Source organism: Pseudaminobacter soli (ex Zhang et al. 2022), from assembly GCF_014595955.1.
In the GTDB taxonomy this organism is placed as follows: Bacteria; Pseudomonadota; Alphaproteobacteria; order Rhizobiales; family Rhizobiaceae; genus Kumtagia; species Kumtagia pseudosoli.
On the sequence record NZ_JABVCF010000021.1, the window covers coordinates 16491 to 42082 of the forward strand.

General features: G+C 63.0%; 19 protein-coding genes. 7 read left to right on the plus strand and 12 right to left on the minus strand.

All coding sequences use genetic code 11. The features are described 5' to 3' along the window. Positions 1-123 precede the first annotated feature (123 nt). The 12 genes from HUI96_RS26715 to HUI96_RS26770 all read right to left on the minus strand — a co-directional run bounded on the left by HUI96_RS26715 (position 124) and on the right by HUI96_RS26770 (position 16684). On the minus strand, positions 124-846 hold the full coding sequence (locus tag HUI96_RS26715) for a hypothetical protein (protein WP_188257753.1): 723 nt from the start codon (positions 844-846) through the stop codon (positions 124-126). 42 nt (positions 847-888) lie between these two features. Continuing rightward, on the minus strand, positions 889-1566 hold the full coding sequence (locus HUI96_RS26720; RefSeq protein WP_188257754.1) for a hypothetical protein: 678 nt from the start codon (positions 1564-1566) through the stop codon (positions 889-891). 321 nt (positions 1567-1887) lie between these two features. After that, entirely contained in the window at positions 1888-2730 is an 843-nt protein-coding gene (locus HUI96_RS26725; RefSeq protein WP_337918654.1) for a DUF3800 domain-containing protein, read from the minus strand. A gap of 132 nt (positions 2731-2862) precedes the next feature. Further along, positions 2863-4014 (minus strand): patatin-like phospholipase family protein, encoded by a 1152-nt coding sequence (locus HUI96_RS26730; protein WP_188257755.1) that lies wholly within the window; start codon positions 4012-4014, stop codon positions 2863-2865. Next, a complete protein-coding gene (locus HUI96_RS26735) occupies positions 4014-6242 on the minus strand; it encodes a ThiF family adenylyltransferase (RefSeq protein WP_188257756.1) in 2229 nt (742 codons plus the stop codon). The genes HUI96_RS26730 and HUI96_RS26735 overlap by 1 nt, the downstream gene beginning before the upstream one ends. Next, positions 6202-7377 (minus strand): hypothetical protein, encoded by a 1176-nt coding sequence (locus tag HUI96_RS26740; protein ID WP_237684402.1) that lies wholly within the window; start codon positions 7375-7377, stop codon positions 6202-6204. The genes HUI96_RS26735 and HUI96_RS26740 overlap by 41 nt, the downstream gene beginning before the upstream one ends. 381 nt (positions 7378-7758) lie before the next feature. Then, positions 7759-11625: a vitamin B12-dependent ribonucleotide reductase gene (locus HUI96_RS26745; protein ID WP_188257757.1), complete on the minus strand. Its 3867-nt coding sequence runs from the start codon at positions 11623-11625 to the stop codon at positions 7759-7761. Positions 11626-12203: 578 nt separating this feature from the next. Next, a complete protein-coding gene (locus HUI96_RS26750) occupies positions 12204-13739 on the minus strand; it encodes an inorganic phosphate transporter (RefSeq protein WP_188257758.1) in 1536 nt (511 codons plus the stop codon). Between the two features lie 100 nt (positions 13740-13839). Next, complete coding sequence (locus tag HUI96_RS26755) at positions 13840-14331, minus strand: NUDIX hydrolase (RefSeq protein WP_188257794.1); 492 nt, start codon at positions 14329-14331, stop codon at positions 13840-13842. A gap of 123 nt (positions 14332-14454) precedes the next feature. Further along, the gene (gene gpt / locus HUI96_RS26760) at positions 14455-14952 is read right to left on the minus strand and encodes a xanthine phosphoribosyltransferase (protein WP_188257759.1); all 498 of its coding nucleotides are present in this window, start codon (positions 14950-14952) and stop codon (positions 14455-14457) included. 92 nt (positions 14953-15044) lie between these two features. Continuing rightward, on the minus strand, positions 15045-15881 hold the full coding sequence (locus HUI96_RS26765) for a universal stress protein (RefSeq protein WP_188257760.1): 837 nt from the start codon (positions 15879-15881) through the stop codon (positions 15045-15047). Between the two features lie 62 nt (positions 15882-15943). Beyond that, complete coding sequence (locus HUI96_RS26770; protein ID WP_188257761.1) at positions 15944-16684, minus strand: competence/damage-inducible protein A; 741 nt, start codon at positions 16682-16684, stop codon at positions 15944-15946. Between the two features lie 168 nt (positions 16685-16852). Between HUI96_RS26770 and wrbA the strand changes: the two genes are divergently transcribed. The 7 genes from wrbA to HUI96_RS26805 all read left to right on the plus strand — a co-directional run bounded on the left by wrbA (position 16853) and on the right by HUI96_RS26805 (position 25573). Then, complete coding sequence (gene wrbA, locus HUI96_RS26775) at positions 16853-17452, plus strand: NAD(P)H:quinone oxidoreductase type IV (protein WP_188257762.1); 600 nt, start codon at positions 16853-16855, stop codon at positions 17450-17452. A gap of 126 nt (positions 17453-17578) precedes the next feature. Beyond that, the gene (locus tag HUI96_RS26780; protein WP_273033223.1) at positions 17579-18574 is read left to right on the plus strand and encodes an alpha/beta fold hydrolase; all 996 of its coding nucleotides are present in this window, start codon (positions 17579-17581) and stop codon (positions 18572-18574) included. Between the two features lie 112 nt (positions 18575-18686). Beyond that, a complete protein-coding gene (locus tag HUI96_RS26785; protein ID WP_188257763.1) occupies positions 18687-19775 on the plus strand; it encodes a glycosyltransferase family 4 protein in 1089 nt (362 codons plus the stop codon). Then, entirely contained in the window at positions 19775-21961 is a 2187-nt protein-coding gene (locus HUI96_RS26790) for an amylo-alpha-1,6-glucosidase (protein ID WP_188257764.1), read from the plus strand. Before HUI96_RS26785 ends, HUI96_RS26790 begins: the two co-directional genes overlap by 1 nt. 102 nt (positions 21962-22063) lie before the next feature. Then, entirely contained in the window at positions 22064-23860 is a 1797-nt protein-coding gene (locus HUI96_RS26795; protein ID WP_188257765.1) for an alpha,alpha-trehalose-phosphate synthase (UDP-forming), read from the plus strand. An 8-nt stretch (positions 23861-23868) separates the two neighbouring features. Then, complete coding sequence (gene otsB / locus HUI96_RS26800; RefSeq protein ID WP_188257766.1) at positions 23869-24630, plus strand: trehalose-phosphatase; 762 nt, start codon at positions 23869-23871, stop codon at positions 24628-24630. Between the two features lie 187 nt (positions 24631-24817). Continuing rightward, complete coding sequence (locus HUI96_RS26805) at positions 24818-25573, plus strand: SH3 domain-containing protein (RefSeq protein WP_188257767.1); 756 nt, start codon at positions 24818-24820, stop codon at positions 25571-25573. The last annotated feature ends 19 nt before the right edge of the window (positions 25574-25592 follow it).

Below are 25592 nucleotides of genomic sequence, written 5' to 3' on the forward strand. Positions count from 1 at the left end.
ATCGATATCGATGGTTTGCCGGAGATGGGCCAGATGAGCCGCGAGGGAATGCACCGGACTGGATTCGCGTCTGGCCTGCTGACCACCATCATCAACGGACCGCCCGCCTTGGGGCGGACAGGTTCACCCGCCAAACAGCTTCCGGTCAACCGCACCTGCCACTTTGAGGAGTGTCCGACCGACGAAGCGGCTAGGCTTGGAGGTGATGGCTTTGTAGCCGAGTTCTGCGGTGTCGACTAAACCCTTTGCCGTTCCAGCGACCGCAACTCCAGCCCCCTCCAGTACGGCTTCGAATCCGTCCCTCCCTTCCTGATGCTTGGCGAAGGCATGATTGATGCCCCTTAGGGTCGCAAGAAGTCCCAGCCCACCAACGCCAGTTAGGAGAGCGTCTACGGCTGTGTCCTGAAAATCCACGACGGTGCCGCCAAGGGCCAACTCAACGGAGCCTTCGATTTCCTCGTTGCTGTAACCGCCGTCTATTGCGCCTGTAATCTGGGCAACCTCTGTCGTGGCGATGACGGGAATTCCGTCAGCGACGCTCTCCACATAGCTTGCGCTGTCGGTTGCTTTCAGCTGATACGCTAAACCATCAATGACGATGTCCGTGTCAGGATGGTTGAAGTGCTCAAAGCGCTCGCCGCCGAAATCTGCTTCGACCAGCTTCTCGAAATAGGCGCCCTTCGTCAGGGAGACGAGACCGGCAAGGCTTTCCCCCGGCAAGATCAGCGTGTTCAGCCAGATGTCGAAATCGGACATCCCCGCGTAGTTCCCGTTCACCTCACGCAGGGTATCGTAAATGTTGCCTGCGCGGCTGAGATCGCCCCAGGCAGAAACTGGCAGCGACATTGCGGAAAACAGGAGCGCATTCTTAGCAATCGACTTTTCGTCCTATGGCTCCAGATGTGACTGCGGCACCGATTTCAGAGCGGCAAGTTCCGAAGCATCGATGCGACGCCTGCTGCGCTCCTCCAAGTTATTGAATAACGCCCGCGCCTTCTGCAACTCCCCGGTGGCGGCCAGCCGCTGCTTCGCCTTCTCCAGCTCGGCAATCTTCTTGTCCATGCCTGATAGGTCCGGTGGCTCGCTGGTCGCCTTCCCCCACCATGACATGCCCGCGTAGGCCTGCTCCCAACGCGCGGCCACGCTTTCCCGGATATCCGTAATTTTGTGCAGGCTTTCCGTGATCAGCCTGTCAGCACGGGCAGCCGGGGAACTCTGGAACAGCTCCTCAACCCGGTCAGAACAGGAATATCGGATATCCCTGAACGCTTCCGTCAGCGCCGCCTGGCGAGCCTCGTGCTTCTCGATCGGTCGACTGGCCCATCTGTGTGCAAGAAGGAGGCCCACAGCGATCAAGCTGCCCACCAGAGCCAAGCCGAGGGAGGTGATACTGGGTTGGTCGAGTAGGTAGTGAGCCGCTGCAACAGCGATGAGAGATGCCGCCCCGAAACCCGTCAGCACGCAATACACGTATAGCCTGTTGACGCGAGTCTTCAGTTCGTCGATGGTCGCAGCATTCGGTTCCAGACCGCTAATCCCCCGCTTCCCCAAAGGTAACTTAGGCATCTGAAGCCTGCGGGATCAAGCAGGGATCGGTCTTGTCAGTGGCAGTCGCCGCGGTTAAGGCACTGATGCAAGCGAGCACAAGGTTCTCAGGCACTGTAGCTTCGGCTCATCGGATATTGATCGCATCGGATTGAGCGGCAGGCAGCGCCGGGATTACTGGGCAGAACGACGTTGTGCCGCGCGCTTCGTCTCAAGCGGCGGGTCACAATTCTGATGATCCAAAAACTCTTGCAAAATCTAAGGCGATGCTCTAACTAATGTTCATGGCTTTGCCACGGGGTCAGGCTTTACGCCGACCGCCTTAAGGGACCTTCGGGTCCCTTATGTGTTTCTGGGGTTCACCCATACCTTGTAGGGATCATCATAGCAGGAGTACTTAACAGCGATCGTCTCGTCGCCGTTGCTTCTCAAGTCGATGATTTGCCCTGCATCTGACAAACGGTCATGCGCTCGATTTTGTAAGCCAGTTGGGCGGTGACCGAGGGGGTGTAGCACGAGATCGGCCAATTGCAGCATGGGGTTGCTTTTCCCGTCTGGCCATATGGTCAGAAGCGTCTCCGTCAGCTCATCTGTCGTCAAAGGGCTATGCTTCGATGAGTTTGTCGCATCAAAGCCAGTTCCGTTTTTGAGAAGTCCCTGGAAATAGTTCTCGATTAGGCGGTCTTCGGTCGCCCCGGTGCGCTCGTAGGCAATGGAGAGTTTCCGGCCGACGAGCCTCGCGTATTTGGCCGCACGCTCGACTGCGATGTCGAAGGCCGTCCGGCTCATCTCCCATCGCGAACCTTCGGCGTGCTTCTCGTAATATCGGTCGCGATAGCCCGGGCGGCAGATCACGCAAGCATGGGCTGTAATGCGCTTTTCGATGATCAGGGCGTCCAGCTCTTCGAAGAAGCGGTTCTTCCGTTCCTCGTCTTTTTTCAAGAAACCGAATTTGCCCTTTCCTGTTCGAATCTTATTCCCGTGCAGTTGCGGTACATCCCAGCGCTTGCAAAACTCAATTGTCGCATCAGACAGCTCCTGGACCGCCTCCGAAGGAACGATTATCCCACCGAGGCCAAAGCTGAATATATGAGCCTCCATAGGTAGGGAGTCACCGGGCTTGCACATGGTACGAGTTCCGAAATCGTCCATGAAAAAAGTTAGATGAGGCTGTTCGTCGTTCACAGTATCTCTTCCATCACAAATGCTCTCGGCACTAAGCTCTTGCGACGACTACATTCATCCGGGTTTACAGATTGTATTGCTGAAAGTGATCGAGGTTGGCAGCGACGAACGGCCGATTCGATCCACGCCCGATCAAGGTGCTGGCGTCGAGGCCGATCCGTCACGGATAGCGTTTTCGAATGTGCGTGTCGTCATGCGGGCGACATCCTGTCCGTGTTGAGCCATCAGGTCGAAATGGTCGGGCGCGACCTTGGTCAGATTGGTGGGATAGTTTAGGCAGAATGCGCACTCCTCGTCGGTTAGCCCGGGCAGATTGCCGCTTGCCTTTTCAAAGTCGCGAGCGGGGGTGCCGAGCCTAAACAGGGAGCCATTTATCTCCCCCTGAGTGATGGACTTCATCAGCATGCGCGAACGTAGAGATCTTATCTGATCGCTCGCGATATCGAACAGACGTGGCGATGCCAGCTTTCCGTCGAGCAGGCTCCTCAGGATTCCAGAAGGTGCGGCCAGAGGAGCGGACGCATCGCTGCACATCAGAAAATCGCAGTTTTGGAGGCCTTCCACGGGTTTATAGAGAGGCTCCAGCGCCATGTTCTCGTACGCGCCCCCGTCCCAGAGACGGACGCTCGCATGTCGCGGTTCCACTTTGCGCGTGGGAGTCTTGGTCGCAGGATCGGTCTGCCACCAGCCATTCTTCGGCAACGCTAGCTTGAGGGCACCTATGGCATATGGCACGGCTGCCGAGGCCGCCATCGCGTCCGCCAGAGCAACGTCAGGTGAATAGTGACGGCCGAACTGCCAGTCACCCATGGAATCGCGGGTGAAGCGCCAGTTCTTCCCGGTCTCAAGGCAGGTGGTGTTGATGTGCCAGACTGGATTCTTGGGGAGGTCCGAGAGCCTTAGGGAGATGCACCAACGCTTGCGGATGAGCCAAGCAAGTACGTTTGCGCGACGGAAAAGGATGCGAGTGTTCTGGCGCAGAATGCCGCCGGGTCCGAGCGCTCGGAAGCTGAAGAGGTCCTCCGACACGAGCATGTCTCTGATTGACGGATAGACGCTTTGCAGGAACTCGGAGGAGGACGGCCACTTACCGCCGGCGGCGGAGAAGACTGCGCCAGTGAGCAGGGTGCCCCCAGACACTGTCGAAATCTGCGTCACCTGTTCCAGGAGCTTCTCCTCAGCCAGGTACCTGAGAACCCCAAGGTGGAACACAGCCGCGCGAAAGCCTCCGCCCGAAAGAGCGAGGCCAAGCCGCGTAGAACCGGGGAGAGCACCTCCGCCCATCAGACCACCTTGCCGACGAGCATTGCCATTCCTTGCTCGCCGACGATCAGTGACAGCGCGGGAAGCCCGTCCAGGTCCAACACCAAAGATAGCTGATAGATCTGATTGATGTCGGTGGAACTGGGTGATGCCGATGCCCCCGGCGGATGCGAATGCCACTCACCAATGTAACGCACCTGACCGCCGGATCGGCTCTGCGCCTCCTCGATGAGGCGTTGCAGCCCTCGTGTGCCGCGGATGAAGTGCGCGCGAGTCCCGGCGCTGTCAGGGGGCGTGGCGAGCGCGTGAATCGCGGCGAGATGTTTGGCCTCGTAGTCGATCACGCCGACAAGCGGACCGCCCGTCTCGCTCGGCAAGGCTCCCTCGCGCCTTGCAACAAGATCGTCGCGCAGCGCTGCCGGGAGAGTGACGGTCCAGCCGGAGGTGGAAATCTTGATCGCCGAGGTAGGAGCGTTCGCGCAATCGATGCTGCCATCCTCCCGCATCGTCCAGAAACGCAGCGCGGCGGCATCGTCGCCCGAGGCTTCAGCGACGCCCGCTGCCAGGAGGCCCGACAGCACGGCGATGGACGAGGCTGGAATCTGGTTGGTGAGGGCACGGCACGCCCCCGTGTATCTCAGCTGCTGGCCCGGGCGGAGATGATCCTTGAGCGTCGGGTTCGCAAGGATCTCCCGAAGGTATGCCGACTCGAGGTCCCGCAGGGTCACCGATCTGTCTGCCGCTTCTGCCATCAAAACGGCCGAACGCCCGTCTGGCGTGAAGAAGGCGCACATCCGACGCGCTTGATCCGGGCGGTCTGACAGCCACCGGGACACAGGAACGGAGGCTGAAGCGTCGATGATGATGTCAGCTCGTTGAAGCGCCTGGACGAGCGTGTCGCTTGGCTTAACGTCCAAGACGTTTTCTTCGATTGCGCGGGGGGCAGTGTCGCAGCGGATGAGATCCAGGCGCGATGCGATGTTACGAGCCTTTCCCTGTCCGAAATGGACCCTCGCCAGCGTGTGGCGCGCGACGTTGTGGGGCAGCAAGACGTCATCATCGACCACTGTCCAGCGGAACAGTCCCTCCCGGGACAGGTACTCGGCTAAATGGGAGCCAAGTGAGCCGGCGCCGATCATTACCAGCTCGCGGAGGTCGGTCCGCCTTCCGGCAAGGTCCGATGCACCTGCCCCATCCGTCTCCAGGTGAACGGGCGCGATCTGAATGGGAAAGCCATCCAGCCCGTCCGCAGTGATCTCGGGGGATATCATCGGCAGGTAGCGGACCGCCTGCGCTGCGTCCGAGCCGTTCCTACTCAGAACGCCCAGCGCTTCGCCAATCCTGCCCGGACTGTCGGCGCACAGAAAGGCCATAGGCCTAGCCGCACCGATTTCTCCGGTGTGCGGGTGTATCTGTGGCAGGCGCACTAGGATGCAGGTCAGCCAGGTCACATCCTCGTCCGTCTTGCCGGTAGCGAGCCATTCAAGGATCGACTGCTTCAGCGGCGCGATGAGGTCAGCGTTCCTTTCCGCCAACAGCCCTGCGAGCTGGCCTAGCGTTCTAGGAGCCTTGCGCATCCGCCTCATCGCCTCCGGCGCGACATCGACATGCAGGACATGCAAGTGCAGCTGTCCGTTAGCGCCCGTTCCTTCGCGCGCGCTGGTTACGATCAGGAAACGCGGCGGCTGGGCGGCGGCCCAAATGCTCAGTTTGCCCTTCGCGTTCATCGCCTTGGCCGCATCCTGCGAAACGATGATTTCGTGGGTCCCGTCGTAGAGGAAGAAGGGATCGAACGGTTGGTCGTCTCCGTGAAGTTCGCCTTCGCAGGCCTTCGTGAACCACACCTGGATTCGGGCCATGAGTTCCGAGGCGGTATAGCCGCCGCGGATGTCTTGCCATGGCCGATCGTCCACGCACAGAACGCTCGGGAACCCTTCCGGTACGAGGTTCTGGTGCGGAGTGTCTGGAAAGTCCGGCCGCCCGACTGCGATCAGGGGAGGAGCACTATTGCCGGGCACGAAGCAGACCGAAACCACCTCCGTGGCATTGATCGCATAGACCGGGCGCTGCGGCACGCCGATGTCGATCTCGAAAGTGACGATCTCGACCCCATTCTCGGGCTGCCTGCGGCATTCGACCACGCGAGCGAAGTCCGAGCATGCCTTCGCGACATGCATCGCGAATGCGCAGGCAAGAGGGACGGCGAGCTCATCCGGGTTGATCGGCTCGCTCGTTTCCGGCTGCCACATGCGTCAGCCCGCGCGTGTCGTGGATGCGGATGCCACGCTGGCGACCGTCGGGGCGGCCGTCATTACCACTGCTACCCCCGCCGCCGAGGTTTTTCAGCTTGATCGGCTTCGGCTTGGATTGCGTCGGCGTTTCCATCGTGACCTTGAACTGCCCGTTCGAGTCCCGGATGATCTTCTTGTAGTAGTTCGCGGCCTGTCGGTGCGGGGGCTGCTTGTCCCTGTCCTCTGGCGTTCCCTTCGCCGGGATAGGCCAGCTCGGCGAGACGATGATCTCCCGCTCCCGGGCAAGCTCCTCGAAGAGCCATTTGACGTCTTCTACCGGGTCGGTGATGTCTTCGCCCTTCTCGGGCGACAGCGACTTGTACGAGCAATGATGGAAGAGCTTGAGCACGTCCCACCTGAGACGGTCCTCGTTCCCATGCCTCTTTGATGTCCTGACGATCTGGGAAAGCGACTCGTAGTCAATGTCGGCGCCAAGAAGAGCGTAGCTTTCGCTCAGCCCCTCGCGCGCCGTCATTTGCACCACGATCGAGCATTCGTTGCGATCTTCGAGACCATCGTCGGTGCGCCACGCAAACGGGCTGTGGACGAAGAACTCCGCTTGGCGGGCATCCCACTTCGAGAAGCCGGGGACGAGTTCTCCGGCGTTGACGATACAGTCCGCTCGATCCTCAACGGTGAGGTCCCATTCGGCTAGGTACTCGGCGAGGTTTTCCGGGCGCGAGAAGACCTTGATGCCATAACCTTCCTTCAGACGGTGGCGGGCTTCCGCGCGGATGGTCCACGCATCCCCTGTGAGGTTTGTCTCAGTAATCGCTGCCGCCGGGACCCAAAGCTCATCGATTTTCACGCGGTCGTCGCCCTGCAGGATTCGAGCGTGATCGAACCAGAAAAAGTCCCGAGCGCCACAGATGTGGTCGTCGTCAAGATGGGTGAAGGCCACGACCCGGAACGAGTCGCGCCCCGCGTCGTCAAGTTCGTCGCGAAGGGCCTTCGGCAAGTCGATGCGTTTGTCGGTCGGGTCATCCGCTACACGCATGTCCGCGTAGTCCATCAGGACCAGGTCGTCGTTCGCGAGGCGGATCAGCGTCGTGTCAGCGTTCCCAAGGGGGAAGAATGTCAGATAGGCAGTCATGAAGCGGGTAGTCCCTCTCTCTGATCTGATCGGCATTTGGCCATGGTTTCGACCTCCTGCCTTGCAGCTGTTTCCGATTCGTTCCCTTTCGTAATTCCGGGCGCCGAAGCGCCCGGGGTATTGCATTGTCCGGCTTGCTACCGGGGGTGAGCAGACTTCCTGTGTCGGATGAGCAGTCTACCTTGACGTTGAGCGAGATTCAGTGACGCGTCAGGGTCAGAGGTCGTGCCAGAAGCTTGCGACGAGATGTGCTTCCACGGCTCTGTCAAAGCTCGCAGGTGTCGTTCCGTCCCATCTCCCCGCGGAATCTGCGTCCAAGTACACAACATTGGCTTTCAAGTACCCAACTTTGGGTGTCCGACCATTCCTCCAAAAGTTCCCTCAGCTACACCCGCTCGTCGCTCCGCACGTATCACACTTTTCGCATGTGCCATTTCTCACCATCGTGAAATTCTGGCACTCCGAGCACATGTTGCCGGTGTAACCCTGCATCAGCGCCTGCTGGCGGCGTTCGGCGGCGAGTGCCTTGGCCTCCGTCTTGGCCGAGGCCGCGTCGGCGGCCGCCTTGTCGGAGAATAGGGCAGTCGTCGCCGACGGCTGGTCGAACAGGTCCGGCGGGCTGTCCTCCTCGACCTCCTCGGCGAACTCCGCCGCCCGCTCCTCGTAGTCGCGCTTGAAGGCGGTCGCCTCTTCCGCGAGATCCGAGACCACCGGCTTCAGGGCCGAGGCGCTCTGGGCCGAGCCGATCGCCCGAACGTTGGAGCCGGTCCAGGCGGTCGTCGCGGTGCGGGCCGGGGCAGGGGACCCCGTCCCGGACGGAGCGGCTCCGCCAGCGCCGGCGCCACCGGCAAAACCCTTCGGCTCGCTACCCATCCCGGCGACCAGGGTCGGCTTGTGGCCGCGTGTCCAGCCGGTCGAGTGGAGATTGGTCTTGCCCTCCTGAATGCCCTTGCCCAGCGAGGTGTTGGTGAAATCGGACTGGTCGACATGGGCGAGGTCGTGCCGGCCGAGATAGGAGACGGCGAGTTCGCGGAACACATAGTCGAGGATCGAAGTGGCGTTTTTGATCGCGTCATTGCCGATCACTACGCCGGCCGGCTCGAACTTCGTGAAGGTGAAAGCCTCCACATACTCTTCCAACGGCACGCCATATTGCAGGCCAATTGAGATGGCGATGGCGAAACTGTTCATCATCGCGCGGAAGGCGGCGCCTTCCTTGCTCATGTCGATGAAGATCTCGCCGAGGCGGCCGTCCCCGAACTCGCCGGTCCGCAGATAGATCTTGTGGCCGCCGACGACCGCCTTCTGGGTATAGCCCTGGCGGCGGTTCGCCAGTTTTTCGCGGTCGCGGTAGAGACGTTCCACCACCCGTTCGACGATCTTCTCGGTGACCTGCACGGCCTTCTGCGCGGCCGGCATCGCGGCCAGCGCCTCGGCGGCTTCCTCCTCGTCCTCCTCCTCGTCGGCAATCAGAGAGGCGTTGAGCGGCTGCGACAGTTTTGAGCCGTCGCGGTAGAGGGCGTTGGCCTTCAGCGCCAGTTTCCAGGACAGCATGTATGCGTTCTTGGCGTCCTCGACGGTCGCCTCGTTCGGCATGTTGATCGTCTTGGAGATGGCGCCGGAGATGAAGGGCTGGGCGGCCGCCATCATGCGGATGTGGCTCTCGACCGAGAGATAGCGCTTGCCGATCTTGCCGCAGGGATTGGCGCAGTCGAACACCGGCAGGTGCTCGGCCTTGAGGAAGGGCGCACCCTCCAGCGTCATCGAACCGCAGACGTGGATGTTGGCGGCCTCGATCTCCTTCCTGGAGAAGCCCAGCGCCGGCAGCATCTCGAAGCTGAAGTCGGCGAGTTGCTCGTCGGTGAAGCCGAACGTCTGCTTCACCCAGTCCGCGCCAAGCGTCCACTGGTTGAATGCGAACTTGATGTCGAAGGCAGACTTCAGCGCAGCGTTCAGCGCATCAATCTTCTCGTCGGTAAAACCCTTCGCCTTGAGCGTGCCGGGATTGATGCCGGGCGCCTGGTTCAGGTTGCCGTGGCCGACCGCATAGGCCTCGATCTCGGCGATCTGCGATTCCGAGTAGCCGAGCGTGCGCAGCGCCTCCGGCACGGCGCGGTTGATGATCTTGAAGTAGCCGCCGCCGGCGAGCTTCTTGAATTTCACCAGCGCGAAGTCGGGCTCGATGCCGGTGGTGTCGCAGTCCATGACCAGCCCGATCGTGCCGGTGGGCGCGATCACGGTCGCCTGGGCGTTGCGATAGCCGTGTTCGTCGCCGAGTTCGATGGCGCGGTCCCAGGCGGCCTTCGCGTGCTCGCCGAGCTCCGTCTGCTTGAGGTCGGCATGGACGAGCGGCACCGGGTTGACCGAAAGTTTTTCGTAGCCGTCCTTCTCGCCGTAAGCCGCACGGCGATGGTTGCGCATGACGCGCAGCATGTGGACGGCATTGCGGTCGTAGTCGGGGAAGGCACCGAGTTCGGCCGCCATCTCGGCCGACGTGGCGTAGGCCATGCCGGTCATGATCGCGGTGAGCGCGGCGCAGATGGCGCGGCCCTCGTCCGAGTCATAGGGGATGCCGGAGGTCATCAGCAGGCCGCCGATATTGGCGTAGCCGAGGCCGAGCGTGCGGTACTCGTAGGAGAGTTTTGCGATCTCCTTCGACGGGAACTGCGCCATCATCACCGAGATCTCGAGCACGATGGTCCACAGCCGGACCGTGTGCTCGTAAGCGGCGATGTCGATCGTGCCGTCCGCGCGGCGATACGGCAGCAGGTTGATCGAAGCGAGGTTGCAGGCCGTGTCGTCGAGGAACATGTACTCCGAGCACGGATTGGACGCCCGGATCGCACCTGCGGAGGCGCAGGTGTGCCAATCGTTCATCGTAGTGTTGAAGTGCAGGCCTGGATCGGCGGACGCCCAGGCGGCGTAGCCGATCTTTTCCCACAGTTCGCGGGCCTTCAGCGTCTTAGCCAGCTTTCCGTCAGTGCGGCGGATCAGCTTCCACTCGTGATCCGACTCCACCGCGCGAAGGAAATCGTCCTTCACGGAAACCGAGTTGTTCGAGTTCTGGCCGGAGACGGTGAGATAGGCCTCCGAATCCCAGTCGGTGTCGTAGGTCTTGAACTCAAGCGAGGTGTAACCCTGCTTGGCGAACTGGATGACGCGCTTGATGTAGTTCTCCGGCACGCCGCTCTTCTTGGCCGCCCGGACCTCGCGCTTCAGCGCCGTATTGATCGAGGGATCGAAGCAGTCGTCGTCGCTGCCCTCGCAGTTCACGCAAGCCTTCATGATGGCCGCGAGGTGCTTCTTGACGATCTTGGAGCCGGTCACCAGCGAGGCGACCTTCTGCTCCTCCGTCACCTTCCAGTCGATATAGGCCTCGATGTCGGGGTGATCGGCATCGACAACCACCATCTTGGCGGCGCGGCGCGTCGTGCCGCCCGACTTGATCGCGCCCGCGGCGCGGTCGCCGATCTTGAGGAAGCTCATCAGGCCGGAGGATTTTCCGCCGCCCGACAGGCGCTCGCCTTCGCCGCGCAGCATCGAGAAGTTGGAGCCCGTGCCCGAGCCGTACTTGAACAGGCGCGCCTCGCGCACCCACAGGTCCATGATCCCGCCCTCGTTGACGAGGTCGTCGCCGACGCCCTGAATGAAGCAGGCATGCGGCTGCGGGTGCTCGTAGGCCGACTTGGACTTGGTCAGCTTGCCGGTGAAGGGGTCTACATAGAAGTGGCCCTGACCGGGTCCGTCGATGCCATAGGCCCAGTGTAGGCCGGTGTTGAACCACTGCGGCGAGTTCGGAGCCACGCGCTGGGTGGCGAGCATGTAGGCGACCTCGTCGCGGAAGGCGAGAGCGTCTTCCTCGGAGGCGAAGTAGCCGCCCTTCCAGCCCCAGTAGGTCCAGGTGCCGGCGAGCCGGTCGAACACCTGGCGGGCATCAAGCTCGGAGCCGTAACGCTCGCTCTCCAGCAGCTTGGCGAGTTCCGCCTCATCGGCCACGGAGCGCCAGAGGAAGGAAGGGACGTTATTCTCCTCGACCTTCTTCAGGCGGGCCGGCACACCGGCCTTGCGGAAATATTTTTGGGCCAGGATGTCGGCAGCGACCTGGGAGAACTGCGCGGGAACATCAATGTCAGCCAGACGGAAGACGATCGACCCGTCTGGGTTCTTGATTTCGCTGGTCGCCTTGCGGAATTCGATCTCCGCGTACGGCGACTGGCCGGACTTGGTGAAATGCCGCTCTATGCGCATGGGTCAGTCCTTCACATCCAAATCTAGCGAGCGCCCGCCGTCTGTCCAACGGCCCTCATTGCGCGCCCCGCCCATTTTCCCTAGCCGCGGCTTTCATGCCGCGACATGCCCCAGAGACCCTCCCGCCCTCGTATCGGAAAGCCTCTCAACCCATCCTCGACGGACATCGCACGCACTCCGCGTACCCCGCCGTCGAAGATTACCATTCGTGGTAGTAGCCCTTCATGTAGCGGTCAGGGTCGCTCGTAAACACTAAATATAGTTTAACTCACACATTTCTACCAGTAGTCCGGAGCAGAAAACGCGCACGGCAGGGCGGCCGCCCAAGGGGCGGCGCAATGCCCAGAAACGCAGGAAGATCCGCTCGATCAGACCGGCAAGGACTCACCGGTTGCGCCCAAAACGCGAGCGCGTCCCCCATAAGAATCGACTCGGCCCCACCCGTCAAGGGCTCGTTGAGCGCGATGGACTCGACGCAAGATGTTGTGGGTTGGAATGTGGATATTGGGGATGAGGATGGAACTTTTCGACCTGCGTATTTGGCCAACGGCGAGAGCTGTATTCCGGGTGGGCAACGGCTAGGCGACGCCCGCAAGGACGAGGTAGATCGCCGCCGAGAGCAGGCCCGCGGCCGGCACGGTCGCCAGCCACGCCGCCATGATGCGGATGACGTGGGCGCGCCTGACAAGTCGCCTGCGCAAGACGTCATGAGGGGAAGGCTGCGCCGGCTGTTCGTCCTCCTTCTCGTCAGGTGCGTCCAACCCCTGAGAGCGCCGCTCCGCCAAGCGCCGCTGACGCTTGCGCTGGAGGTAGCGCCGCCGCTGGCGCGAATTCGCGATGTACCATTCGCGGAAGAAGCCCACTCCGAACACGGCCCCGACGGCCGTGTGGGTCGAACTCACAGGCAACCCAAGCCAGGATGCAACGATCACCGTCAACGCCGTCGAAAGCGCTATGCAGAAGGCCCGCATCGGATTGAGGCGAGTGATCCGCTGCCCGACCATCCGGACCAGGCGCGGCCCGTAGAGCAGGAGCCCCACGGATATGCCGAAGGCACCGATCCCCATTACGAACTGCGGGTGCGCCTGCGATAGGCCGGCGGCGTCCGGCCCAGAAGCTCTCATGATCGCCGCCAGCGGCCCGACCGCGTTGGCGACGTCGTTTGCGCCATGCGCGAAGGAAAGCAGCGCGGCCGAAATGATCAGCGGAAGCCTGAACAGCCTCTTCAGGGACTGATTGCGGTTCTCCAGTCCCTTGGCGGCGCGGCGGACATGAAGGTGTGCGACAAGCCATGTCGACGAAAAGGCTGCCAACCCGATGATTTCCAGGCCCCGTTCGGAGAAACTGGCGACATTCTCCAGCCCCTGGAGTGCAACAAAAGTGGCGAATGTCCCCGCCATGATGGCGATCAGCAGCGGTACCCATAAGCGCGCGGCTGCGATCTTGTCGTCGCGATAGACGAGTGCCGCATGGATCAGGGCGAGGAATGCGGCCGCGATGATCCCGCCCAGGACAGGCGATGACAGCCATCCGAGCCCGATGGTCGCAAGCGTCCACCAGTCCAGGGAGGCGGTCCCGGCAGCTATCAGCCCCGCACCCACTACCGCGCCAACGATCGAGTGAGTCGTCGAGATCGGCGCACCAAGCCAGGTCGCAAGGTTGATCCAGATCGCTGCTGCCAGGAGCGCGGAGAACATTACGCGGATCAGGTCCGATGGCGCGATGTCGGTCGGAACCACGATCCCGCTGGAGATCGTCCGGACGACATTTCCCCCCGCGATCAGTGCCCCGGCTGCTTCGAATATCGCGGCCATGGCCAGCGCGCCGCCCATGGTCAGCACCTTGGCGCCGACTGCCGGTCCGATATTGTTGGCGACATCGTTGGCGCCGATGTTCAGCGCCATGTAGGCGGCGATCGCGGCCCCGAGCGCGATCACGATCGTCCCTGGCGTTGCGCCCGTGCCGAGAAATGCGACTATCCCCGCCAGCGCCATGAATGCGAGTGCAAGCCCTGGCGCCACCAATCTTCGGGAGACGACCCGGGCGGCCTCGCTCATGGCGTCGACCTTGGCGAGATCCTTGTCGAGCGCGCTCTTCTTGGGCCTTGCCGTCATTCGAGACCGTCGTCCCGCTTCCCGAATGGTGGAGCGGTCACTCTGTCGGCACCCGTCGACGGGATCGAAGCGCGGCAATGCCGCGATGCAATGAGACCGGTCACGCTGCGAACCGGCTGGGGTCTCTGCCGAAGTCCTGGATGAGTTCGGCGAGATCGCGCTCGCGCACGCTCAGCGCTGCCTGTTTGGGCGAAAACCACTGGCGCTCGCGCTGTTCGCGCTCGGGCCATTTCTCCCTGACTTCCTCGATCCGCATCGGAAAGACGTGCACCTCGCAACGCTTCTCTGCTCCCGAGCGCAGCAGCTTCGCATAGTAGTATCGGCCGAGTTCCCGGTGGGCGATCCGACCGCCAAGGCCTGCCTCTTCCAAGGCTTCGCGCGCCGCGGCGTCCCAGAGTTCTTCGTTCCCCTCCGGCCAGCCCTTCGGCAGGACCCAGCGGCGCGTTTCCCTGCTGGTGATAAGCATCACCTCGACGCCACTGGCCGTCGTCCGCCAGGGGAGGGCAGCCACCTGGATGCGCGACGGTGTTCCCCCGAGAAGGCGCCGTACCTTCTCGGCCAAATAGCCGCGCTTGATGTATCCCATGAGCATCATCGGTGCCGCCCGGACGCGACTCATTAGCCGCCTCGACAACTTTACGGCGAACGCCTGCTATTGAAAGGGAGGATCGCGTTACGGCGGCTCGGTCGAGGCCTTTGCGCGATCCGCAGGTGCCTAGCCCGCGTGATCCTCCGCAATCGGCTTCTGGTAGGTGAAGCCCATGTCCCACGGAAAGTAGATCCACGTATCCTGCGACACCTCGGTGACGAACGTATCGACCAACGGCCGTCCCTTCGGCTTTGCGTAGATGGTGGCGAAGTGCGCCTTGGGCATCATCGCGCGCACCACTGTTGCGGTCTTGCCGGTGTCGGTCAGGTCGTCGACGATGAGAACGCCTTCGCCATCCTTCTCCAGCAGTGCGGGGGTAACTTCCTTCAGGACCGCAAGTTCCCCCTGGGACGCATAGTCGTGATAGGAAGCTACAGAGACCGTCTCGATGACGCGGATGCCGAGTTCCCGCGAAATGATGGCAGCCGGGACGAGGCCGCCACGGGTTATACAGACAATTGCACGCCACTGCGTGTTCGCCCCAGCGAGTCGCCAGGCCAACGCCCGCGCATCCCGGTGAAACTGATCCCAGGAGACGGGAAAGGCCTTTTCGGGAAGGGACATGGAATGCGCACTCCGCTGACGCGCCGCCTGACGCGGGAAATGAATGGAATGCGCGCTGACTTAGCTGTGACTCGCCCGACTTGGCAACCCCGCTACCGCGACATCAGGCAGGGCACCTGCATGGATTGGAGCACGGTGCGGGTGACGCCTCCGAACAGCAACTGCCGCAGCCAGGAGTGGCTGTAGGCGCCGAGCACCAACAGGTCGGCGCCCATGGCAGTTGCGCGGTCGCGAATGACCTCGTCGACGTGGCGGCCCCGAGATTGCTCGGTGGCCACCACCACTTCCGCACCATGGCGGGACAAGGCCGCGGCGAGGCACGAGGCGCTCGCCTCGACATCCTCGCCCTCCGCGGGCGGGTCGACGACGAAGATCTCCGTGCTTTCCGCCTCCTTGATCAGCGGTAGGGCGTCAAACGCGGCGCGGGCTGATTCGCGACTTCCGTTCCACGCGAGCAGGATCCGGGAGAACGTCCTCACCATCGGGCTTGAATGCGGGACCACTAGCACCGGCCGCCCGGCCTCGTAGAGGACGCCTTCGACGCCGCTCGCATCGTCGGCTGCCCAGTCAGGATTTCGCTGTGCCACAATGACCAGATCGGCGGTCCTGGCAAGCGCGGCGCCTGCATAGGCGGTGTCTCCGGAGAAACTGCGGGAGGCGTGCCATTCATGGCTTTGGCCGGCAGCCCGCATCTGACCGTGGAACAGCGCCTCGATCTCGGTCGTGCGTTCCTCGGCCGCTTCCGCTGCCGCCTCGATCACCGTCACGTCGGGAAAGCCCACGGCTGCGCTGTAGGCGACGGGATAGGGCTCCGCATGGACCCCGACCACATGTGCGTTCCAAGCCTGCGCCAGGGGGAGGACGCTGTCTAGAACCCGCCTGGTGTCTTCCGTGCTTTGCAAAATAACCGCGAGCGTCTTGTACGGCATAGGCGAGCCTCCCTTGCCTGGACGGTGGGACGCAGCCAGTGCTGTCGCCCCGAGGGCTTCGGTCAAGTCGCGTGGGCAAGGTCCTTCAGCATGGCCTCGACCGCGACGCGACCGGCATCAAGCGCCTCTTGCGAGCGCGAGCGTACAACCAGTTCCGTCCAAAAGGAACCGTCCCGGTATTTGGGATAGGAGCCGATAATGGTGTCCGGATGGGCCTTCTGGATCTCGGCCAGCGGCCCTCCAATCACCCCTTCGCCGTAGGGGCAGGTGATCGCGACGGACAGGAGCTTCTGGCCGGTCTTCAACGTCGGCACGACCGCGTCGAGCATGGCCTGGAAGATCGCGGGCACGCCTGCCATGACGTAGACGTTGCCTATGTGGAAGCCGGGCGCGATGGAGATCCGGTTGTCGATGTGCTCGGCGCCGCGCGGCATGCGCGCCATCCGCTGCCGTGCCTCCGTGAACTCCATGCCGCGACGGGCATAGTGTTCGGCCAGAAGCGCCATCGCCTTCTCGTCGTGCTCGCAGGGAACGCCGAGAGCCTTTGAGACGGAGTCCGCGGTGATGTCGTCATGGGTCGGGCCGATGCCTCCGGTCGTGAACACGTAGGTGTAGCGCTCGCGCAGGGCATTGACCGCCTCGACGATCGCATCCTCGTCGTCGGCGACGATGCGGACCTCCTTCAGGTCGATGCCGACCGCGGTCATCATCTCGGCGAGATGGCCGATGTTGCGGTCCTTGGTCCGGCCCGAGAGGATCTCGTCGCCGATGACGATCATCGCTGCGGTCACTGTTTCCGTCATGCTCGCCCCCGGGACACCGAACAACCGGAGATAGCGCCACTGCGCCGCGCCGGCAACGGTCCCCGAACGGTGAACACTGTGTCCGCGGGCCCATGATTGAAAAGGTAGGCTGGTCCGATAGTTCTACCCCTTCCCGCAACCACAACATGAAACGGACAGAGAAGAAGAATGGCGAAGGTACTGGTGCTTTATTATTCGAGCTGGGGCCACATGGAGCAGATGGCGAAGGCAGCCGCTGAAGGTGCGCGTGAGGCGGGCGCCGACGTCACGATCAAGCGGGTGCCCGAACTGGTGCCGCTCGAGGTCGCCAAGGCGGCCTACTACAAGCTCGACCAGGAGGCGCCCGTCGCCGAACCACTCGAGCTCGAGAACTATGACGCCATCATCATCGGCACATCGACCCGCTACGGCACGATGGCTGCGCAGATGAAGAACTTCCTCGACCAGACCGGCCCGCTCTGGGCCCGCGGCGCGCTGGTCGACAAGGTCGGCTCGGTGATGGTCTCGACCGCCACCCAGCATGGCGGTGCGGAACTCGCTCTGATCAACGCCCAGATCCACCTGCAGCATCACGGCATGGTCATCGTGCCGCTGTCGTACGCATATCAGGGCCAGATGGGCAACGACGTCGTTCGCGGCGGCGCCCCTTATGGCATGACCACGACCTCGGACGGCGACGGCTCGCGCCAGCCTTCTGCGCAGGAACTGGAAGGCGCGAGGTTCCAGGGACGGCGCGTCGCCGAGATCACCGCAAAGCTGCGCGGCTGACCCGTAGGAACCGGCGGGAGCGCGGCGCCCACCCGCGCTCCCGCCACGCGATGTGCGGACGAGGCTTGGACCGGCCCGCCGCTTCCACTACGCTCCCCGCAGCCTGACTTCCGCAGGAGTGCAGCGATGGCGGGAATTCACATGATCGGCTGGGCGGTGGCGGCGCTGCTGACCGTGAGCCTGCTGGTGCTCGCGTATTTCGTCTTTCAGACCCGGCGCCTCGCCGCCAGCGCGGAGAAGCAAGTTCCGGCGAACGGCCATTTCGTGGCGATCCGGGGCAACCGCATCCACTATGTCGAGGCGGGGCAGGGGCCGCCGATCCTCTTCGTCCACGGACTGGGCGGGCAATTGCATCACTTCCGACACACGCTGTTCGACCAACTCGCGGGCGATTATCGCGTGATTGCGCTGGACCGTCCCGGCTCCGGCTATTCGGTTCGCGCCAGGAGTGCCAGCGGTCGCCTCGGCGAGCAAGCAGCGGTGATCGCGGAGTTCATCGATGCGCTGTCGCTCGAACGCCCTCTAGTGGTGGGGCATTCTCTGGGTGGCGCAGTGGCGCTGGCCACGGCTCTCGATCATCCGGATAAGGTCGGCGCCCTGGCGCTGCTCTCCCCGCTCACGCACGAGCAGGAGAGTATTCCGCCCGCATTCCAGCCCATGCTGATCCGCTCCGCGCTCAAGCGAAAATTTCTGGCGCATACGATGGCCATTCCCCTGGCTCTCAAGCACGCGCCGCAGACGCTGGCCTTCGTGTTCGGCCCACAGGCCACGCCTGACGATTTCATCATCGGCGCAGGCGGTATCCTCGGCCTGCGCCCTGCGCATTTCGAAGCGACCGTCGCCGATTTCGTGGCCCTGGAACACGAATTGGGGCGCTACGAGGCGAGGCTGGAGGAACTCAGGATGCCTGTCGGCGTCCTGTTCGGCACCGCCGATCAACTGATCAGCCACGAACAGCATGCCTTGCCGCTCGCCGGACGGATCAGGGACTTCGAACTCGAACTGGTCGAAGGCGTAGGGCATATGCCGCAGTTCGTGGTGCCCGACCGCGTCGAGGATTTTATCCGCCGCATGGCGGCTAAGGCATTTTCTCATCGCTCGGTGCTGACGACGGGGCACTGACTGCGACAAAATGAAGGCAGCAGGCTCACTCGCGACGAGGGGAACTTCGCGCGCGGTCGGGGGTTGATCTGATCAATCCCATCCCGAGATGTTCCCAGGTTTCGCTCAGCCGATGAGAATTGCCCAGATCGCGCCGCTCTATGAACCCGTGCCGCCGCCTCTCTATGGCGGGACGGAGCGGATCGTGTCCTTCCTTACCGAAGAATTGGTCGCGCGTGGCCATGAGGTGACGCTTTTCGCCAGCGGGGAGTCGAAGACGACAGCTTGCCTGGTTGCCGGGCGCGGGCAGGCGTTGCGCCTCGACCCGGCGCCGAAGAAATCGGAGATCGCGGCGCACCTTGCCATGCTGGACGAGGTGCGGCGCCGAGCCGACGAATTCGACCTGCTGCACTTTCATCTCAGCCACTTCCAGCACTTCCCCTTCTTCGAGCACATCCGCGAGCGGACGGTGACGACGCCGCATGGGCGCCTCGACTATGTCGACCTGCCTGGCGCTTACGCCCGCTGGCATGGCTTCCCGATGATCTCGATCTCCGATAGGCAACGGAAGCCGCTGCCGGATGCGAATTGGGTCGGCACCGTCTATCACGGGCTGCCGGTCGAGACCCTGCCGTTCAGGGCGCGCAGGGAAAGGAGCGGTGAGCGACCCTACCTCGCCTTCCTGGGGCGGCTGTCGCGCGACAAGCGGCCGGACCGCGCCATCGAGATCGCCAAGCGCGCGGGGCTGCAACTCAGGATCGCCGCCAAGGTCGGCGTCGACGATCGTGCTTACTTCGACGACAACATCGAGCAGCGGATCGATGGCGATGATGTCGTCTATCTCGGCGAAGTGGGCGAGGCGGAGAAGGCCGACCTGCTCACCAATGCCGAGGGACTGGTCTTCCCGATAGACTGGCCGGAACCGTTTGGCCTGGTGGTCATCGAATCCATGGCCTACGGCACGCCCGTGATCGCATGGCGTGAAGGCGCCATGCCCGAGATCGTCGATCAGGGCGAGGCCGGTTTCGTCGTGGATTCGATCGAAGAGGCCGTGGAGAAGGTCAAATTGCTGGCCCCTCTCGATCGCCATAGAATCCGCAGGATTTTCGAGGAGAGGTTCTCCGTTCGGCGAATGGTCGACGACTACGAGCGAATCTATGCTTCCGTCGTAGCGCCGTCCCGCTCGCCGAAGCTCGCAGAAGTGACGGCTGGAGGTACCTGATGGATGAACTGCTGGACGCCGCTGTATCGCTCGATGAGCGGCGTCTTGATCCGGCGGTGGCGCTGGCGGCGATGGATGAATCGGGGCCGAGGGAGCCCCATCGCCAGTTTGCATTGAAGCATGAGGACTGCTTTGCCGTCTGCGATGCCTATGGTGATATCCGTGGGGCAGGAGACGGGTTCTTTCGCGATGACACGCGGGTGCTTTCCCATTTCCGCGTCTATCTCGGCGATCGCACGCCGTCGCTCCTCGGTGCCTCGCTCTCGCAGGACAATATCCTCTTCACCGCCAACCTCACCAATCTGCCTCTCAAGCTGCGTGAAAGCACCGAGTTGCGGCAGGGCGTGCTTCACCTGGAACGCACGCGCTTCCTGTGGCAGGAGCGTATGTACGAGCGGCTGGCGCTGTCCAACTACACCGGCAAGGCGTTGAGCATTCCGCTCCGGCTCGACTTCGACGTCGACTTCCGGGACATGTTCGAGGTGCGTGGCTCGACGCGCTCCAAGCGCGGCCGCATCTACGAGGCCGAGACCGCGCCCGATGCGATCACCTTCCGCTACGATGGACTTGATCAGGTCGTCCGCCGTTCGGTGATCGCATTCTCGCGCACGCCGGACGATTTGGCGCGCGGCCGGGCCGAGTTCACCATCACGATCCCCAACCGGGGACGAGAGGTGATCTATGTGGAGGTCGGCAAGGACCACGCGGTACCCGGCCGTGAGCGGTTCCGCGCGGCGGCGGCCCGCGCTCGCTGGGCCATGCGCAGCAAGCGCCGGCATGGCGCCCTGGTCTACAGCTCCGGCCGTGTCTTCAACGATTGGCTGACCCGCACGCGCGCCGACATTGCCCTGCTGACTACCGAGCTAGAGACCGGCCCCTATCCCTATGCGGGAATACCGTGGTTCTCCACGGCTTTCGGCCGCGATGGCGTCATCTCGGCAATGCAGATGCTGTGGCTCAATCCCGGTCTTGCGCGCGGGGTTCTGACATTCCTCGCGAGCCATCAGGCCACCGAGACATCGCCGTTCAGCGATTCCGAGCCCGGCAAGATCATGCACGAGACGCGCAAGGGCGAGATGGCGGTCCTGAGGGAACTGCCGTTCGCCCGCTATTATGGCGGCGTCGATACGACGCCTCTCTATATCTATCTGGCTTCGGCATACGCCGCCCGCACCGGCGACCTGGAGTTCGTCGATCATATGTGGCCGTCGCTGTGCGCGGCGGCAGACTGGATCGAGCAGGCCTGCGCCCGTGACCCCGATGGCTTTCTGACCTATAGGCGCGCTGCCGGGTCTGGCCTCTCCAACCAGGGCTGGAAGGATAGCGCCGACGCCATCTTCCATGCCGACGGAAGCCCGCCTCCCGGCCCAATCGCGCTGGTGGAGGTGCAGGGCTATGTGTTCGCGGCATTCGCGGGCCTGGCCGAACTGGCGGAGCGTCGTGAAGAGTACGAAAAAGCCGCCCACTGGCGCGCGTTGGCCGACAAAATACAGCAGGCGGTCGAGCGCCGCTTCTGGATGGAGGAGCACGGCTACTATGCGCTGGCTCTGGACGGGGAGGGGAGGCAGTGCGCCGTGCGCGCCTCCAACGCCGGCCATCTTCTCTTCGTGGGCCTTCCGGCGCCGGAGAGAGCCGAACGCCTAGCCGAGCAACTTCTTTCAGGCCCCTTCTACACGGGCTGGGGAATCCGCACGCTGGCGGAAACGGAACTGCCCTTCAATCCGATGTCCTATCACAATGGATCGATCTGGCCGCACGACACGGCGATCTGTGCTGCGGGGCTGGCGCGCTATGGCGACCGCGACAACGTCGTCAAGCTGATGAGCGGCACCTTCGAGGCAGCGGTCAATTTCAGCATGCGGCTGCCGGAGCTGTTCTGCGGTTTTACCCGCTCGCCTGGCGAGGCTCCGGTTGCATACCCGGTTGCTTGCCTGCCGCAGGCCTGGTCGGCGGGCTCCGCCTTCATGTTGCTGCAGGCCTGCCTGGGCCTCAAGGTCGACGGCTGGAAGGGGGAGATCGAGGTGACGAACCCGCGCCTGCCGATCGGCATCGACAATCTTTCGGTCCGGCACATCAGGGTCGGTGAAGCGAGCGTCGACCTCGTCTTTGAACGCCTGCGCGACCGCGTCGTCTGCTATCTCGACCGGCGTCACGAGGGCATGGCTCCGCTGATCGTGCGAAGCTGAGGCTTCTTCTACCTCGGAACTTATTGCGCTGCGGCAAGTTACTCTCTCGCCGCAGAGGGGCCCTACGTTCCGGGTGCTGGCCAACAGCGATGACGCGAGAAGATGACAGCCGACAGCCTATACACAGACATAACTCCCATTCTTCTTTGGACAGTTCTCGGTTTTAGCCTCGTCATTTCAGTCGCGGCACTTACAACGGTGATTGTGCTGCTGAGGAACAGGCCTGCAATTGTGAAGGCGGCACCAATGCCTGCCGCCGCAGCTTCGGCACCTTTGCTGCGAGAGAGCGAGAAGAACGGGCGCTCTCCGGAGGAAGCGCTGATCCACTGGTCGCCGGAGATGCTGAAGCAAATTCTCGCGGCCGAACTGCCTGATACCGAGCTCATCGTGGTGTCCAATCGGGAGCCCTATGTTCATGAACATGGGCCCGGTGGCGTCGAGCTGAAGGTTCCCGCAAGCGGCCTCGTCTCCGCGCTGGAGCCGATCACCCGCACCTGCGCCGGCACTTGGATCGCCCACGGCGGCGGTTCGGCGGACCGCGAGACGGCGGACGCCAACGATCACGTGATGGTTCCGCCGGATGCGCCTGCCTACACGCTGCGCCGTGTCTGGCTGAGCGAGGAGGAGTACAAGGGCTATTATCTCGGCTTCGCCAACGAGGGTCTATGGCCGCTCTGCCACATCGCCTTCGAGCGCCCGATCTTCCGGGCCGCGGACTGGGAGTGCTATCAGGCGGTCAATCGCAAGTTCGCCGATGCCGTAGTGCAGGAGGCGAAGACCAAGCGGCCGATCGTCCTGGTCCAGGACTATCATTTCGCCCTGCTGCCGCGGCTGGTCCGCGAGCAACTGCCGGAGGCGATCATCATCACCTTCTGGCACATCCCGTGGCCGAACTCGGAGGTGTTCAGCGTCTGTCCGTGGCGCGAGCAGATCCTCGACGGCATGCTGGGCAGTTCGATCCTCGGTTTCCATATCCAACTGCACTGCAACAATTTCATCGAGAGCGTCGACCGTTTCCTCGAGTCGCGCGTCGACCGGGAAGGGGCGGCGATCTCTTATGGCGGCCGCACCACTCTGGTCCACTCCTACCCCATCTCGATCGAATGGCCCGAACAGACGACCCCGCGCCGCCGCACCTCCGCCTGGGCCAGGCGCCGGGTGCTCGAGCGCTTCAATCTGCGTCCCGACGTGAAGCTCGCCGTCGGCGTCGAGCGCCTCGACTACACCAAGGGCATCCTCGACCGCTTCCATGCGATGGACGAGTTCTTCCAGCAGCATTCCGACTGGATCGGGCGGCTCGTCTTCCTGCAGATCGCCGCACCCAGCCGGAGCAGTCTTCCGGCCTACCAGGCCCTCTATCAGGAGTGTCAGACGCTGGTCGAGGAGATCAACGCCCGCTACGGCAGTGAAGGCTATCAGCCGATCGTGCTGATCCCTGAGCATCACGACCAGCACGAACTCAGCGACCTCTACCGTGCGGCCGATCTCTGCGTGGTGAGCAGCCTTCATGACGGCATGAACCTTGTTGCCAAGGAGTTCGTCGCGGCCCGCGACGACGAGGCTGGCGTGCTCGTGCTGAGCGCCTTCGCAGGAGCCTCGCGCGAGCTTCTGGAGGCGATCATCGTCAATCCATTCGATGCCAGCGGCATGGGCGAGGCATTCTACCAGGCCCTCACCATGCCAATCGAAGAGCAGAGGATGCGCATGCGAAGGCTCCGCGAAGTCGTGCGTAGCAACAATGTGTACCGCTGGGCAGGGAGCATGCTGATGGACGCAGCACGGCTGCGGCAACGTGAGCAGTTCAGGGAACTCGGGAGTATGCCGGCATCGGCTGCAACGCCGGCTGCTTCTCCTCCGCCGGCGCGGGTAATCGAGACGCCTATGAAGGCTCGAGTCTGAGGGATTTTATGCGATCACTACCACCTTCTCCTACAAGACCTTTTGCGCTGTTCCTTGATATTGACGGAACGCTGATCGAGCACCAACCGAATCCCGAGGGGATATCGGTCGACCCGGTGCTGCGAGAGCTGCTGATCTCGGCCGGCGAGGCCGTCGACGGCGCGCTTGCCTTCATCACCGGGCGCACCATTGCCATGGTCGACCGAGTGTTCAGGCCATTGGAACTGCCTGTAGCCGGGCTTTACGGCCTTGAGCACAGGATGACCCCCGGCGGCGAGATCGAGGCGGCGGACGAGCCGGAGGACATGCGGGCGGTCGCCGATGCGCTGGAGCGCGAGTTCGCCGAGAACAAGGGCATATATTTCGAGCGCAAGGGACCAGTGCTCGCGATCCACACTCGTGCCGCGCCCGAGGCGCTGGAGCGGGTCAAGACCGCCGCCGAGGCGGCGCTCCCGAGTCTGTCGGACGGCTATCGGATTGTAGTCGGCAATGCCGGACTCGAGTTCCTCCCGGTGAACGCGATGAAAAGCGCGGCCATAGACCGGTTCATGCAGATCGAGCCCTTCGCCGATCGGTTCCCGGTCTTCATTGGCGACGACGTCTCGGACGAGAGCGGCTTTTCCTTCGTGAACGAACTCGGCGGCATGTCGATCCGCGTGAGGCCGCGCGGCGAGACGGAGGCCCGCTACGTACTGCCCGATGTCGCGGCGGTGCGGGAGTGGCTTGCCGAGCAGGTCCTGCCCGAGCGGCGGGCGCGAAAGGCCGGCTGACGTATCCCCGTTTGGCAGCTTCTCATCTCCCCACGCGGTTCGCGTTGGGGAATGCTCCGGCGTGAGCCATCTCAATAGGTTAATCCCTGGTAGTTAATGTGCTTGTTCATCCCCCAGTCATGTTGGTGCGGATAGAGGGCCTCCCTTGGAGCTTTCGCTGATGGCTCCGCAGACAGAGGAATCAGGAATGATAAGAAGAACGCTCGGTGCAGTCGCATTTCTCTCGGCACTTGCGATCCCCGGCATCGCGATGGCTGCGACGGCTATCGCGACAACCAACGTGAATCTGCGTGCGGGACCCTCCACCGCCTATCCCGCGGTCAATGTTGTGGGAGGCGGCGACAGCGTGCATGTGTTCGGGTGCCTATCCACCCGAAGCTGGTGCGACGTCGGCTATGCCGGCCAGCGCGGCTGGATGTCCTCGAACTATATGGCCTTCCTGCAGGGCGGCCGCAGGTACACCGGCGATCCTGCGATCGTGGCGCTACGCGCTCCCGTGGTCACCTTCACGGTGGGAGACTATTGGGACAGGCATTACAGGAGCCGCTCCTTCTACCGCGATCGCGCGCGATGGGACCGCAGGGATTGGCGGGAAGAGCGCCGCGACTGGCGTGAAGATCGCAGGGACTGGCGCGAACATCGCCAAGAGGAGCGCAGGGACTGGCGCGGAGATCGCAGGGACTGGCGCGAAGGTCGCCGAGAGGAGCGCCGGGACTGGCGGGAGGGCCGCCGGGAAGATCGCAAAGAATGGCGCGAAGAGCGTCGGGAGGAGCGGAAGGACTGGCGCGAAGATCGCAAGGAAGCACGTAAAGATCGGCGCGAGGATCGCAAGGAAGCGCGTAAAGATCGGCACCATGATCGCAAGGGTGAGAACCGTCGCGATGGACGTCGCGAAGAATGGCGCGACGGTAGGGATCCGCGCAGGATCTATCTCGAGCAATAGCGCTTCTTAGTCAAAAAGG